General features: G+C 73.6%; 14 protein-coding genes. 2 read left to right on the top strand and 12 right to left on the bottom strand.

Translation table 11 applies throughout. The features are described from left to right. Window positions 1-3: 3 nt before the first annotated feature. Window positions 4-1,698 carry a cholesterol oxidase substrate-binding domain-containing protein gene (locus tag ABZ937_RS12150; protein WP_361689552.1) on the bottom strand — a complete coding sequence of 565 codons (1,695 nt, stop codon included), beginning with the start codon at window positions 1,696-1,698 and terminating at the stop codon, window positions 4-6. 126 nt (window positions 1,699-1,824) lie between these two features. Here ABZ937_RS12150 and ABZ937_RS12145 point away from each other — a divergent pair, with 126 nt between their 5' ends. Both ABZ937_RS12145 and ABZ937_RS12140 read left to right on the top strand, forming a co-directional pair. Then, window positions 1,825-2,808, top strand: coding sequence for an aldo/keto reductase (locus ABZ937_RS12145; protein WP_361689549.1), 984 nt, complete (start codon window positions 1,825-1,827; stop codon window positions 2,806-2,808). 51 nt (window positions 2,809-2,859) lie between these two features. Beyond that, a complete protein-coding gene (locus tag ABZ937_RS12140) occupies window positions 2,860-3,360 on the top strand; it encodes a DUF6328 family protein (protein WP_361689546.1) in 501 nt (166 codons plus the stop codon). A gap of 40 nt (window positions 3,361-3,400) precedes the next feature. On the opposite strand, the gene gcvH is transcribed toward ABZ937_RS12140, so the two are convergent. The 11 genes from gcvH to ABZ937_RS12085 all read right to left on the bottom strand — a co-directional run bounded on the left by gcvH (window position 3,401) and on the right by ABZ937_RS12085 (window position 13,559). Next, complete coding sequence (gcvH, locus tag ABZ937_RS12135; RefSeq protein WP_361689543.1) at window positions 3,401-3,790, bottom strand: glycine cleavage system protein GcvH; 390 nt, start codon at window positions 3,788-3,790, stop codon at window positions 3,401-3,403. A gap of 135 nt (window positions 3,791-3,925) precedes the next feature. Further along, a complete protein-coding gene (locus ABZ937_RS12130) occupies window positions 3,926-4,339 on the bottom strand; it encodes a VOC family protein (protein ID WP_361689540.1) in 414 nt (137 codons plus the stop codon). A 170-nt stretch (window positions 4,340-4,509) separates the two neighbouring features. Then, complete coding sequence (locus ABZ937_RS12125; protein WP_361690161.1) at window positions 4,510-5,133, bottom strand: DUF2238 domain-containing protein; 624 nt, start codon at window positions 5,131-5,133, stop codon at window positions 4,510-4,512. 119 nt (window positions 5,134-5,252) lie between these two features. Beyond that, window positions 5,253-5,678 (bottom strand): SsgA family sporulation/cell division regulator, encoded by a 426-nt coding sequence (locus ABZ937_RS12120; protein WP_361689537.1) that lies wholly within the window; start codon window positions 5,676-5,678, stop codon window positions 5,253-5,255. Window positions 5,679-5,740: 62 nt separating this feature from the next. Further along, window positions 5,741-6,796, bottom strand: a complete 1,056-nt coding sequence (locus ABZ937_RS12115; protein WP_361689534.1) for a hypothetical protein — start codon at window positions 6,794-6,796, stop codon at window positions 5,741-5,743. 123 nt (window positions 6,797-6,919) lie between these two features. Further along, window positions 6,920-7,891 (bottom strand): LLM class F420-dependent oxidoreductase, encoded by a 972-nt coding sequence (locus tag ABZ937_RS12110; protein ID WP_361689531.1) that lies wholly within the window; start codon window positions 7,889-7,891, stop codon window positions 6,920-6,922. A 45-nt stretch (window positions 7,892-7,936) separates the two neighbouring features. Continuing rightward, entirely contained in the window at window positions 7,937-9,532 is a 1,596-nt protein-coding gene (locus ABZ937_RS12105) for a protein kinase (protein WP_361689528.1), read from the bottom strand. 85 nt (window positions 9,533-9,617) lie between these two features. Next, window positions 9,618-10,577: a threonine/serine dehydratase gene (locus tag ABZ937_RS12100; protein ID WP_361689525.1), complete on the bottom strand. Its 960-nt coding sequence runs from the start codon at window positions 10,575-10,577 to the stop codon at window positions 9,618-9,620. 92 nt (window positions 10,578-10,669) lie between these two features. Next, entirely contained in the window at window positions 10,670-11,695 is a 1,026-nt protein-coding gene (locus ABZ937_RS12095) for a polyprenyl synthetase family protein (RefSeq protein ID WP_361689522.1), read from the bottom strand. Beyond that, window positions 11,692-12,732 (bottom strand): tetratricopeptide repeat protein, encoded by a 1,041-nt coding sequence (locus ABZ937_RS12090; RefSeq protein ID WP_361689519.1) that lies wholly within the window; start codon window positions 12,730-12,732, stop codon window positions 11,692-11,694. Before ABZ937_RS12090 ends, ABZ937_RS12095 begins: the two co-directional genes overlap by 4 nt. A 152-nt stretch (window positions 12,733-12,884) precedes the next feature. Further along, window positions 12,885-13,559 carry an AIM24 family protein gene (locus ABZ937_RS12085; RefSeq protein WP_361689516.1) on the bottom strand — a complete coding sequence of 225 codons (675 nt, stop codon included), beginning with the start codon at window positions 13,557-13,559 and terminating at the stop codon, window positions 12,885-12,887. Window positions 13,560-13,568: the final 9 nt, after the last annotated feature.

Genomic DNA, 13,568 nt, shown 5'->3' with positions numbered 1-13,568 from the left:
CAGTCACCTCAGCAGCCGGTCCAGGAAGCCGTTCCCGAACACCCGGTGCGGGTCCAGCCGGTCCAGGGTCGCGACCGCCTGCCCCCACACCCGGTCGCCGAACGAGCCCGGCACGGCCGTACCGAGCACCCGCTCGTCGCTCCAGGCCGCCTCGGCGGTGTACGCCCAGCCCTTGGACCACTCCACGCGCGCGAGGGCGTACCCGCCGTCGTAGCAGCCGAGCAGGAAGTCCTCCAGCTCGCTCAGGAACGCCTCGGCGTACGGCGTGCCCGGCAGGGTCAGCACGTCCAGCCAGACCGCGGTGTCCCACTCGGGGTGCTCCGCGCTCGGCCGCACCGCGGACAGCAGCGGCGCGTGCGCGCCCGGCAGCCCGGTGTCGGCGGGGTCGTCCAGTCCCGTCACCCGTATCTCCACCGAGCCGTTGACCGGGAAGCGGCCACGCGCCGCGTAGCCGGCGAGCAGCTCGCGGTAGTGCCGGGTGAACTCGTGCACCACCCGCTGCACCCCGGCCCGCGAGGTGAGCACCGCGTACCCGTTCGCCGTCACCCGCAGCGTGGTCGGCCGCAGATACAGCAGCGTGTTCTTCGACGGCCCCCACAGGTCGGCCGACCCCGTCGCGGCGAGCCCGAGGGAGGCCGCCTGGAGCTGGGCCGCGCCGAGCACCGGCGCCAGATACCAGGCCGCGCCGGCGGCGAGCCGCCCCACCAGATCGGCGACCGGCTCCGGGACGCTGTCGGAGAAGGGGTAGTTGTACGGCGAGGTGACGTGCCGGGAGCCGGGCGGCCGGACCGGCGTCACGCTCCACTCCTTCAGCCACGGGAACTCGGTGAAGGCGAACCAGATCGCCTCCACCCGGCCCGAGCGCCGCAGGAAGGACTCCAGGGTGCGCCCGCCGGAACCGGGGGCCGCGAACAGTTCACGGGCCGGGACGTCGGTGCGGCTGACGCAGCGCAGACTGCAGTCCGGGCCGACCCGCAGCACCACCTCGGTGACCAGGGACCGGCCGAGATGGGTGAGCAGCGCGGCACACTCCGCCTCGTCCCGGCGGAACGTGCGCAGCACATAGGACCCGCTCTCCGCGTCCCACACCACCGCCGTCAGCTCCAGCACCCGGTTGCTCAGCGAGCCGTACGTGCTGCCGGGCGGCGGTCGTTCGCCGTCGGCCGGTACGGCGGTGCCGTGCGCGTCGATCGCCAGGGCGCCGCCCAGGCTGAGATCGCCGGGGGCGGGCGTCGCGGTGAGCCCGAGCCCGTGCTCCTCCAGGAAGGTGAGCAGGGCCTCCAGGGTGACGCCGGTACCGGCCCGGACCGCCGTGCCGGACTCCAGCGCGAGGCCCGTCAGATGCGCGGTGGTGTCGACGAGCAGGACCGGGGCCTCGGAGGTCGTGCCCTCGGTGACCGTGAGCGGCGACCAGCCGTGCGAGCGGCCCCGGGCGCGGACCCGCCAATGGTGGCGCCACGCCCAGTCCACCACGGCGAGCAACTGCTCGGGCCCGGTAGGGGCGCAGGCCCACAGTCCCTCGGCGGTGATCTCGCCCACCCAGTTGCGGTAGGCCGTGCGGTAGAGCGTCACCCGGTCCGGGAACCCCGGGAGTTCGGCCGCGGCCACCGCGGGGTCGGCGGCGACGAGCACCGGCGCGGCGGCCAGCGCGGCGGCGGTGCGCAGCAGGGCGCGACGGTGCACTGCACGATCTTTCACGCGTTCACGCTAGGGGCCGCCAGGGACACGTCCGTCGTTCGCCGACGCGTCTCACCCGTCCGGGTGAACTGCGCGGGCGGAGCCGTCCGCTCCGCGGGACGCCGTGCCGGATGACAGACTGACGCCATGGACGAACGCGACATCCGCAGGTCGGGTCAGTGGGCATCGGTGGTCGGACTCGGCACCTGGCAGCTGGGCGCCGACTGGGGCGAGGTGGACGACAAGGAGGCCCTGTCCGTCCTGGAGGCGGCGGCCGAGGCCGGGGTCACCTTCTTCGACACGGCCGATGTGTACGGCGACGGGCGCAGCGAGGGGACCATCGCCTCGTTCCTGCGCGGCCGTCCCGATCTGCATGTGCTCGTGGCCACCAAGATGGGCCGCCGGGTCGAGCAGATCCCCGAGAACTACGTCCTGGACAACTTCCGCTCGTGGAACGACCGCTCGCGCCGCAACCTCGGCGTCGACCGCATCGACCTGGTCCAGCTGCACTGCCCGCCCACCCCGGTCTACTCCTCGGACGCGGTGTTCGACGCCCTGGACACCCTGGTGGAGGAGGAGCGCGTCGCCGCCTACGGGGTGAGCGTGGAGACCTGCGCGCAGGCGCTCACCGCGATCGCCCGGCCCCACGTGGCGAGCGTGCAGATCATCCTCAACCCGTTCCGCATGAAGCCCCTGTACGAGGTGCTGCCCGCCGCCCGCGAGGCCGGCGTCGGCATCATCGCGCGCGTGCCGCTCGCCTCCGGGCTGCTGTCGGGCAAGTACACCAAGGACACGGTGTTCGCGGCCGACGACCACCGCACCTACAACCGGCACGGCGAGGCCTTCGACCAGGGCGAGACCTTCTCCGGCGTCGACTACGAAACGGGCGTCGAGGCCGCCGCCGAGTTCGCCGCGCTCGCCCCCGAGGGGTACACCCCGGCCCAGCTGGCGCTGCGCTGGATCATCGAGCAGGACGGCGTGACCACGGTCATCCCCGGCGCCCGCAACCCGGAGCAGGCCCGCGCCAACGCCGCCGCGGCCAAGCTGCCGCCGCTGCCGCAGGAGACGTTCACCGCGATCCGCGAGCTGTACGACCGGCGGATCAGGGACCAGGTCGAGTCCCGCTGGTAGCCGCGGGTCACCGACCGTTTGAACGGACGGCCGGAGGGTTACCCACACCGCATGACGGAGGCAGGGCGGCAGCGCACGGGGCGCGACGAGACCGAGGAGGAGCGGGCCGACCGGATGTGGGGCGAACTCATCCAGGAGGTCCGGGTGGCCCAGACGGGCGTGCAGATCCTGTTCGGCTTCCTGCTGACCGTCGTCTTCCAGCCGAGGTACGCGAGCCTGGCGACCACCGACCAGACGATCTACATCGTGACCGTCGTCCTCGGCGCCAGCGCGACCGGCGCCCTCATCGGACCGGTGTCCCTGCACCGCCTGGTCTCCGGCCGCCGGGTCAAGCCGCAGGCGGTGCGGCTGGCCTCCCGGATGACGTTCGTCGGCCTGGTCCTGCTGCTGGCCACGATGGCGTCGTCCCTGCTGCTGATCCTCCGGGTGGCGACGCACGACAGCCGGGTGCCGTACCTGGTCGCGGCCGTCGTCGCCGGCTATCTGCTGTGCTGGTACGGCCTGCCTCTGTGGGCCCGCCGCAGGCACACGACGCGGCCGCCGGACGGCTGAGACGCGCCCCGGCGACCGCGTGCCCTCGTGCGGGGCCTCGCTACTCGGACTCCGCCTTGATGAAGTCCTCGTACTGGGCGGCGGTGAGGAGGTTGTTCAGCTGCCCCTTGTCGGTGAGCCTGATCGCGATCATCCAGCCGTCCTCGTACGGATCGGTGTTGACCATTTCCGGCTCGTCGTTGAGCGCGGTGTTCACCTCGGCGACCGAGCCGGACAGCGGCATGTAGACCTCGGTCACCGCCTTGACGGACTCCACGGAGCCGAACGGCTCCGAGGCGTCGAGCCGGTCGCCGACCGTGGGCAGTTCCACGAAGACGACGTCACCGAGCTGCTTCTGGGCGTAGTCGGTGATGCCCACGTGCGCCGTGTCGCCTGTGACGCGGACCCACTCGTGGTCCTTGGTGTACTTGAGGTCCTCCGGGGTGGCCATGGGCTCCTCCGTGCACTGGTCGCCATCGTGCCGACCGATCGATCGGTCACCACCGGCAAGCGTCCTACAGCGAGCCGACCACGACCAGGATTCTCACCCCACCGAGTGAGTCACCGGCGCCGCACGGCCCCTCGGTCAGGGACGGACGTAGGGCCGGGTCATGATCTCCATGTTGTGCCCGGACGGGTCGGTGAAGTACGCGCCCCGGCCCCCGAAGAGGCGGTTGATCCGGCCGGGCTCGGTGTGGTGCGGGTCGGCCCAGTAGGTGACGCCGAGCGCCTCCAGCCGGGCGATCATGGCGTCGAACCGCTCCTCGGGCACCAGGAACGCGTAGTGCTGCGACTGGATCGGCTCCTCGCGCTGCTCGTAGAAGTCGAGCGTCACGCCGTTGCCGAGATCTACGGGCAGGAACGGGCCGAACGGGGCGCCGACCGTCAGGCCCAGCACGGCGGCGAGGAAGTCCGCCGACAGCCGCCGGTCCCGGGCGAGGACGGCGGTGTGGTCGAGCCGGACGGCGGTCGTCGGGGTGTGCTGCGGGGTGGTCTGCATGAGTGGGTGTGTCTCCGGGTCGTGAGGTCCGCTGGACGGGCGCCTTCATGGGCGCCGGGGCTGGAACGCGGAGACGTCGGCGGGCCTCTCGCCCGCCTCGGGGTCACGCCGAGGCCGGGAACCTCACTCGTGTATGGCCCATGGCCGACCCGGCAGTCACCCGCACAACCTTACTGTGTGTCAGGGCTCGGCGCCACGCCCTCCAGCGCCCGGAGCTGCCGGTCGTGCACCCGGCTGAGCAGGAGCAGGGACAGCACGGCACCGATCAGCGCGCAGAACATGTCCCACTGGGTGTCCCACACATCGCCCTGGGTGGCGAGGAACGCGTCCGCGCCGTGGCCGCCGATCTCGGCCGCCAGCCACTCCAGCAGCTCGAAGCAGGCGCTGAAGGCCAGGCAGGCGCACACGGTGAGCGGGGCCAGCCAGCGGCTGCCGCGCAACGGCGAGGTACGGCTGAGCAGTTCGCGGACCAGCACCGCCGGGACGAAGCCCTGCATCAGGTGCCCGAAGCGGTCGTACGGATTGCGGTCCAGGCCGAAGGTGTCCCGCACCCAGTCGCCCAACGGGACCTGCGCGTAGGTGTAGTGCCCGCCGAGCGCGAGGACCAGCGCGTGCGCGGTCAGCAGCCCGCACAGCAGCCCCGTCAGCGGGAAGCGCCGCCAGACCACGGCCACCAGCGGCAGGCCCGCCAGCGCCCACACGGTCTCCAGGAACCAGGTGGCACGGTCGCGCGCGCCCCACGCCGACAGTGCCAGCCCCACGGCCACCACGCCGGCGAAGAGGGCGGGCGGCACGCGGCGCGGCGCTGCGAGCGGGGCGGGATGCACTGCGGTCACGGCGGGGCTCCTTGGCTGAGGTCGTCGTCGAGCCCCATCGTGGCGCCGGGCCGGGCCGCGGGCATGAGTACGGCTACTCAGCCCGTGGAGAGGATCTCGGCGAGCAGTTCGTCCACCGGGACGCGCTCCCGCCCCGGCATGACGACCAGGTGCGTCTCGCGCAGGAACGCGGCGACCGCGGGCGCCCAGGCGAACACCACCGCGCGGTGCCGGCTGCCGTCCGGCCTGGTGTCCCCGAGGAACTCCAGGCGCAGCTCCTGCCAGCGGCCGGTGGCGGCCGGCCGCAGCCGTACGTCACCGACGCCGACCGGCCCGGCCAGGCCGGCGGAGAGCATCTCCCGGTCCAGTCGCCAGCACGCCAGCACCCGGCCGTCGTGGGCGAAGACGGCGGTGACGGCGAACGGGTCGTCGGCGTCGTAGCGGAGATGGGCCAGCACCGGGCAGCGGCCGGTGCCGGGCGCGAGGAGCTGGACCACGAGGGTCTTGTGCACGAACGAGTTCACGCGGGGGCCTCCGGGAACAATCGGCTGGTGCCCTCTAGTACCCCTCCCGGCCCCCGGATTGCTCATTCGCCGGACTGATTCCCGCGAGCTCCGCGCAGCGCGGCCAGACAGCCGCCGATGGCCTGCTGCAGTTCCTCCAGGCGCTGGACCATGTCGTCCTCGTAGAAGTCCTGCGCGTCGTCGAAGGTCAGCTCCTCGAACGCCCTGGTCGCCTTCTGCAGGCTGCTGTAGAACTTGGTCCGCCGCTCCTGTACCCGCAGTTCGGGGTCGGCCTCGACCGCCTCCGCGACGAGGGACTTCATGGTGTCGTAGGCCTCGGTGGCCCACTCGCCGCTGTCCTCGTCCTCCGCCAGCTCGTCGATGAGCGACAGATGCCGCTCGGCCTCCTCGCGGAGCTGGGCCGGGGCCTCGACGGTCTGCCCGGCGGGGGTCCTGATCCGCCCCGACTCGGCGATGCCGCGGACATAGCCGATCCGGTCGGCGGCCCGGCTCTCGCTCGCCACGGCCTTCTTGAGGTCGTCGGTCCGTACGACGTCCCGGGCCAGGTCCGCCTGCAGCTCCGGGTCCTCGCGGACCCGGTCCAGCAGGGCGGCGCGGGCCGCGCGGGCGGTGGAGGGGTCGGCGAGGATCGCCGCGCGCAGGGCCGTCGGGTTCTCGGCGACCTCCAGCGCCTTGGTGGGGCGGATGCCCTCGGCCTCCGCGGCCTCGGCGATGGCGGTGCCGCGCTCGGAGGTGGTGCTGTTGCGGGAGACGTAGTAGCCCAGCCACACGTCGGCGTCCGGCAGCTCCACGTCCTGGCCCGGCTCCAGGGCCTCGAAGTGCGGGACGAGGCCGTCGTCGGCGGCCCGGTCCCACGCCTTGTAGTAGCGCATGACCCGCTCGGCGGAGCAGCCGGCCAGCTCCGCGAACTCCTTCGCCGACACCTTCGGCGTCTCACCGGCACCCTGCCCGCCCGGGCGCACACTGCGGGCCACCAGCAGCGCGAAGGCCCAGCCGCCGGTGCGGGCGTACACGCCGAACTCCCGGGCGTCACGCGCCACCAGATCGGACAGCGGCGGCACGGCCGGGGCGGACGGCTCGGCGGACGACGTCCCGGACGGGTCGATGGCAAGGGTCACGGACGGCTCTCCTGCGGACAAGGCTCAAGGGACCGCACCCGGACGGGTGCGGACAGGAAAGCCTATATGGACCCATTGGCGCGCTTTGGCAGGTCCGGGCCCCGGCGAGGACGGGGACCGGCGTCAGGCGAACGCCTCCCGCAGCGCCGGCAGCAGGGTCTTCGCCGACCAGTCCAGGAACTCCGGCTGGGTGTCGCCGCCGATCTGCACGAGGGCGATCTCCCCGAACCCGGCCTCCGCGTACGGCCGTACGCCCGCGACGAAGGCATCGGGGTCGTCCCCGCACGGAATGGCGGAGCCGACGTCGTCCTCGGTCACGAACCGGGTCGCGGCCTCGAAGGAGTCGGGGTGCGGCAGCTCGGCGTTCACCTTCCAGCCCAGGCCGAACCAGCGGAACTGGGAGTGGGCGCGCTTGACCGCCGTGTTCCGGTCGGGGTCGTAGCACACCGGCAGCTGGCCGACGCGGGGCTTGCCGCTGCCGCCGTGCCGGTCGAAGGCCGCCAGCAGGCCCGCCTTCGGCTCGGTCGCGATGACCAGGTCGGCGAGGTGCCCGGCGAGCTTGCAGGACTGGTCACCGGAGACGGCGATGCCGATCGGCGGCGCCTCTTCCGGCAGGTCCCACAGCCGGGCCGACTCCACGTCGTAGTGCGGCCCGTGATGCGTGACATGGCCGCCCTCGAACAGCGCGCGGATGATCCCCACGGCCTCTTCGAGCATCTCGTGGCGGACGTCCACCGGGGGCCAGCCGCCGCCCACGACATGCTCGTTGAGGTTCTCGCCGGCCCCAAGACCGAGCCGGAACCTGCCGTCCGAGAGCAGCTGCATGGTGGCCGCCTGCTGCGCCACGAGCGCCGGGTGGTAGCGCAGGAGCGGGCAGGTCACATAGGTCATCAGCGGAATCCGTGAGGTGGCCTGGGCGGCGGCGCCGAGCACGCTCCAGGCGTAGGGGGAGTGCCCCTGCGAGCGCAGCCACGGAAAGTAGTGGTCCGAGGTCACCGAGAAGTCGAACCCGGCCTCCTCGGCCCGCACCAGGTGGTCCACCAGGTCTCGGGGACCGGCCTGCTCGGTCATCATCGTGTATCCGATTTGCACCATAACGGGCGAGTCCCCGGCTCGGCGGGCGGAAAACGGCGGGGCGGGTCAGCTCTTCGGTACGCGGAACGTCTGCAGGAACGTCTTCAGCGCCAGCCGGTTCTCCGCGTCGTCCCAGGTCGCGGCCGGGGTGGTGAAGCGCAGGGAGAAGCCCCGCCCGCCGCCGAGCAGGAAGCCCCGCCCGAACGTGTGCGCCCGTGCGTCCCCGGTGCCCGCCAGCCACTCCAGGTCGGCGGCCGGCCGGCTCTGGTACGTGGTGGCCCGCACCCCGCCGATCCGCTGGTAGCCGGGCAGCTGCGCCAGCCCGGGCTCGACGTCGTCCCGCCACACGGCGACCGGATCGGACCCCACGCGTTCGCTGTAGGTGACGGCGAGCGTGGGCACGTCGCCGCCCGGGCCGAACGTGACACGGTAGGCGAGGTCGCCGGACCGGGAGGTGGTCAGCCGTTTCCAGCCGTCGGGCAGCGCCACCGAGAAGCCCTCGGGAGCGCTGTACCGGTGATAGCCAGCCGGCAGGGCGGGCGAGGCCGGGGCGGTCGGTGTCGGCGCGGTCGCTGTCGGAGTGGGAGTGGGGGTGGAGGTGGTGTCACCACCGGTGTGCCGGTCGGTGGGGGCGACCGGGACCGTGGCCCGGGGCGGGCTCCCGGCCGTGTCCGTGCCCGACAGCGCGCCGGTCGCGGCCAGCGCCCCGGCGGCCACGGTGACCACGGCCAGCACGGTGCCGGCGACCAGGACCCGTCTGCCGCGCAGCGGCCCGGCGAGGCGCACGCCCCTGTACGCGCCGCGCAGCCGGGTCACGGGGGCCGGCTGCCGGTCGGCGTCCGTGTCCTCGGTCAGCGCCCGGGTCAGTGCCTCGCGGATCACCGGCCGGGTCAGCCGCTCCCGCGGGTTCTTGCGCAGAAGCCCCTGCACGGTCTGGGTGAGCGGCCCGGCCCGGAGCGGGGTGCGCAGCGGCAGCCGGTCCACGGCCTTCAGCGTGGCGTCGGGCCGGCCGCGGTCCCGGAACGGCGGCCGGCCCTCGACCATCGTGTAGAGCAGCGCGCCCAGCGCCCACAGATCGGCGGCCGGGCCGATGCGCTCGTCGCGGGCCTGCTCCGGAGAGGCGTACGACGGTGCCGTGAGGCGCGGCACGAGCGTCGCGCCCGCGAGCCCGAACCCGGCGACCACGACCGGGCCGTCGTCCCGGACGAAGACCTGCCCGGGGCTCAGCTCGCCGTGCGGGATGCCCTCGTCGTGCGCGGCCTGCAGCACGTCCAGCAGCTCCAGGCCGAGCCGGGCCGCCCGCACGGGGTTGAACGAGCCCTCCTGGGAGAGGAGTTCGCCGAGCGGTGTGCCGTCGATCCACTCGGTGACCGTCCACAGGGTGCCCGCCTCCACCACGGCGTCGACGACCGCGGCGACCTGGCCCGCGCGCAGCAGCCGCATGGTCTCGGACGTGCGGACGACCCGGGCCGTGACGCGGCGCGCGGTGTCCTCGGCGGCGGGCTCCGGCAGCGCGGTCTGCGCCACCAGGCGGGGCCGCTCCGCCGCCAGGTCCTCGGCGTACCACCACAGGCGGTTCGTCTCGCGGGAGAAGACCTCCAGGAGCCGGTACCGTCCGGCAACCAACTCATGTGCGGAGACGTGCGCCTTGACCATGGTCATCCCTCGCTGAAACCCCTGCCTCGTCTTTCCCAGAGGTACGCGGGGCACGCGGGGGAGCGTTCAAAGGATCCTCATACCGACGCGCTCACAGCAGCCCGAAGCCGTCGGCCCAGTCGAAGATCTCCCGCGGGGTCGAGTTGCCCCCGCACACCACCAGCCCGATCCGGGCGTCCTCGCCGACCCGGGCCACCACCTGCCGGGCCGCCGGGAGCAGACAGCCCGCGGCCGGCTCGGCCCACACCTTGGCGTGCTCGGCGAGGTCCAGGCAGCCCTGCACCGCGTCCCGGTCCGGAACCACCAGGACGTCCTCGACGAGCGCGGACACATGGTCGTACGTCAGCTGTGACACCGAGGGCGCGCTCAACGTGGTGACCAGCGAGGACAGCGGCACCGGAAGGGGACCGCCGGCCTTCAGCGCGGCGGACATCGCCTCCGCCCCCTCGGTCTCCACGCCCCACACGCGCACCCCCGGACGCCGGACGCGCAGGGCCGCCGCGATGCCGGCGATCAGGCCGCCGCCCCCGATGCTGACGACGACGTCCGTCAGCTCCCCGGCGTCCTCGGCCAGTTCCAGCCCCACGGTGCCCTGCCCGGCGATCACGACCGGGTCGTCGAACGGGTGGACCAGGGTCAGCCCCTCGTCCCGCAGCCGCGTCACCAGCCGGAAGGCGCTGTCCATGCCGTCGGTCAGCCGTACCGAGGCCCCGGCGCCCTCGGCGAGCGCGAGGGAGCGCGCGGGCGCGGTGCGCGGCATGACCACGGTCGCCTTCACATCGAGGGCCGCCGCCATCACCGCGAGCGCGATCCCGTGGTTGCCGCCGCTGACCGCGACCACGCCCGCCGCCCGCTCGGCCTCGCTCAGCGACAGCAGCTTCGCCGTGGCCCCGCGGGCCTTGAACGAGCCGGTGCGCTGGAGCAGTTCGAGCTTGGCGGTGACCGGGACGCCGAGCAGCGCGCCGAGGCCGGGGCTCGGCACCGTCGGCGTCCGGACGACGTGTCCGGCGATCCGACGGGCGGCGGCTTCGATGTCCGAGATGTCGATCACGGTGCTTCACCCTTCCGGCGCGGGTCGGGAACCGCGCCGCTCGCACCTTGGCCCGCCGGGACGCCGGCGGTCAACGCCATTCCGGATCATGGCTACAGCACGCGGCCCACCAGGAAGTCCAGCAGCCCGGTCAGCTCCTCGGCGGGCCCGGCCGCCAGGGAGGCAAAGGTGAGCAGCTCCCGCGCGGCGGCGGTGTGGGTGCGGGCCTCGGCCAGGGCCGCCGTACGGCCGCCCGCCGCCTCGATCAGCGCGGCGGCCTCCTCGGCGCGCTCGGCGGAGCCGAGCAGCTCGGGCAGGTGCCGGGCCGCCGGGGAGCCGAGCGCGGCCAGCACCGGGAACGTCTTCTTCCGCTCCCGTAGATCGCCGCCGACGGGCTTGCCGGTGACGGCCGGATCGCCCCAGATGCCGAGCACGTCGTCGACCAGCTGGAAGGCGATCCCGAGATGCCGGCCGGCCCGGTCCAGCGTGTCGGCCGTCTCCTGGGACGCGCCGCCGAGCGTGGCGCCCAGCGCGGCGGCACAGCCCAGCAGCGCGCCGGTCTTGCCCTCCGCCATCGCCCGGTACTCCTGCGGCGTCACCCGGTCAGGGCCGGTCCAGGGCCGGGTGGCGAACAGCAGGTCGTCGGCCTGCCCGCGCACCAGATCGGTGAGGGCCGTGGAGAGCAGCCGTACCGCGCCGGGGCCCTCGGGCGCGGTGGCGAGGGTCTCCACCGCCAGCGCGAACAGGGCGTCCCCGGCCAGGACGGCCGGACCCGTGCCGTACGCCCGCCACACGGCGGGGCGGCGGCGCCGGGTCGCGTCGCCGTCCATGATGTCGTCGTGCAGCAGCGAGAAGGCGTGCACCAGCTCGACCGCGACCGCCGCCGGGACCCCGGCCCGCCCGTCGGCGCCTGCCGCCTCGGCGCCGAGCACCGCCAGCGCCTGCCGTACGCCCTTGCCGCCCGGGGCGCTGGCGGGCGCCCCGCCGACCTCGCACCAGCCGAAGGAGTACGCGGCCATCTCGGCGACCCAGGGGTGCAGCCGCTCCACGGCCTCCCGCAGCCGTGGCCGTACCAGCTCCCGGCACCGGGCGAGGACCTGGGGAGCGGACTCCCGTACCGGTGAGGTGAGCGCCGTCACCGTACGGCCTCCGCGTCGAGACCGAACTCCCGCTGGGCGCGGGCCACCATCTCCCGCGCGTGACGCAGCCCGCTGCGCTCCAGGACGCGGGCGAGGTCGGCGAGTTCGGCGGCGGTCTCGGCGCGGTCGCGGCCGAGCCGGGCGAGGGCCTTGGCGAGGCCCAGCCGGGACAGTGCCTCGCCGCGCGGTTCGCTCATCGTCCGGAACTCCGTGAGCGCCAGCTGGTACCGGTCGCGGGCCTCGGCGTGACGGCCCGCGCGGTACAGCACGTTGCCCTGCATCTTGTGGTTGTAGGCGAGGGCGCTGGAGAGGTTCATCGCCCGGCAGGTCTCCTCCGCCTCGGCCAGCAGCTCCAGCGCCCGCTCGGTGGCGCCGTCGCGCACCGAGAGGACGTCGGCGAGTCCGCGCAGCGCCCAGGCGTGCCCGCGCCGGTCGTCGGCCCGGCCGGCTATCTCCGCCGCCTCCTCGAACAGGGCGTAGGCCCGGTCGTGGTCGCCGGTGTTGCGGTGCATCTGGGCGATGCCCTCCAGGGCCCACACCGTGTGCCGGGCCTCGCCGCGCTTGCGGGCCTCGGCCAGCAGTTGCTCGTGCAGCCGGCCGACCGCCGCGTAGTCGCCCTGGATCCGGCCGGTCTCCGCGAGGCCGGCCAGCGAGTAGCCGCGCACCACGATGTCCCCGCCCCGCTCGCCGAGTTCGGCCGCGAGTCCCAGGAGCCGCCAGGCCAGCGGGAACGCCCCGCGCTGCCGGGCCAGTGTGCCCCCGCTCCACAGCGCCCACGCCATCGCGGCGGTGTCGCCGGCCTCCCGGGCGGCGCGGTAGCTCGCCTTCCAGGCGCGGTCGGCGTCCCGCACATGGCCGAGCCGCCGGTGTGCCTCGGCGACGGCGAGCCCGCAGCGCGCCGCCTCGCCGGGGTGCCCGGCCCGCTCGGCCTCGCGCAGCCGCTCGGTGGCCTCGGCCAGCACGTCGACCAGCGAGGAGTTCACGGACAGGGTGGTCAGGGCGCCCTGGTACTCCGGGGCGAAAGCCTTGCCGTACATGCGTACCCTTCTATACACGGAGTGTATACATATCGTGTATAGCGTCTCGGAAACATGCCCCGGCCCAAGCGGCCGGGGCTCGGTCTGTTGCCGATCAAGACGCCGGTACGGCGGCGGGGGTTGCCCGTGCGGCACGGATCACATGTGAAGGATCAGTGCTGGTCCTTCTGCGGCGTCACCTCGCTGGGCCGCACCACCACATGGCCCTCGCCCTGCAGCATCAGCTGCACGGCCTCGCCGGAACCGCCGCGCAGCATCGAGCCGATGGACTGCGAGCGGTGCAGCGAGGTCTGCAACTGCGCGGTCCAGCCCACCACCGCGTCCGTGTCGACGTACACCGGCGCCTGCGCGGACACCGGTATGACCAGCGGGTTGCCCTCGCAGACCAGACCGAGCCGGCCCTGCCCGCTGAACACGCTGTTGAACAGGCCGCCGCCCGCGATGCCGGACCCCTTCACCGTCTTGATCTCGTACGACAGCGAGGCGTCGAAGCACAGGACGTTGCGGCCGTTGACGGTGAACTGGTCACCGTGCTCGACCTCGACGATGAAGCAGTTCTGCGCCTCGTGCGCGAACCAGGCCTCGCCCTGCCCGCGCACCGCCATGAGGGGCAGTCCCTCACCGGTGACCGCACGCTTGAGCATGCCGCCGACGCCCTGCCCCTTGCGCTCGAACTTCAGGTCGCCGCGGTAGGCGACCATCGCGCCCTGCCGGGCGTGCATCTCGCCGTTCACCGCGTACTTGATGCACTTGGCGTTCTCGACGGACATGCCCGGCTCCACGGCCGGCTGCACCACGTGCTGACTGGAAAAGAGATCACCCTTCATGCGGGGCAT

The organism is Streptomyces sp. NPDC046727 (genome assembly GCF_040645635.1).
GTDB lineage: Bacteria > Actinomycetota > Actinomycetes > Streptomycetales > Streptomycetaceae > Streptomyces.
Note: the sequence above shows the minus strand (reverse complement) of the source record. Positions and strands in the feature narration are given on the sequence as shown.

Excerpts from the sequence above, each read along its gene's own strand:
- ABZ937_RS12105 (WP_361689528.1), bottom strand. The coding sequence starts at position 9,532 with ATGACCATGGTCAAGGCGCACGTCTCCGCACATGAGTTGGTTGCCGGA.
- ABZ937_RS12145 (WP_361689549.1), top strand. The coding sequence starts at position 1,825 with ATGGACGAACGCGACATCCGCAGGTCGGGTCAGTGGGCATCGGTGGTC.
- ABZ937_RS12130 (WP_361689540.1), bottom strand. The coding sequence starts at position 4,339 with ATGCAGACCACCCCGCAGCACACCCCGACGACCGCCGTCCGGCTCGAC.
- gcvH (WP_361689543.1), bottom strand. The coding sequence starts at position 3,790 with ATGGCCACCCCGGAGGACCTCAAGTACACCAAGGACCACGAGTGGGTC.
- ABZ937_RS12110 (WP_361689531.1), bottom strand. The coding sequence starts at position 7,891 with ATGGTGCAAATCGGATACACGATGATGACCGAGCAGGCCGGTCCCCGA.
- ABZ937_RS12085 (WP_361689516.1), bottom strand. The coding sequence starts at position 13,559 with ATGAAGGGTGATCTCTTTTCCAGTCAGCACGTGGTGCAGCCGGCCGTG.
- ABZ937_RS12090 (WP_361689519.1), bottom strand. The coding sequence starts at position 12,732 with ATGTACGGCAAGGCTTTCGCCCCGGAGTACCAGGGCGCCCTGACCACC.
- ABZ937_RS12140 (WP_361689546.1), top strand. The coding sequence starts at position 2,860 with ATGACGGAGGCAGGGCGGCAGCGCACGGGGCGCGACGAGACCGAGGAG.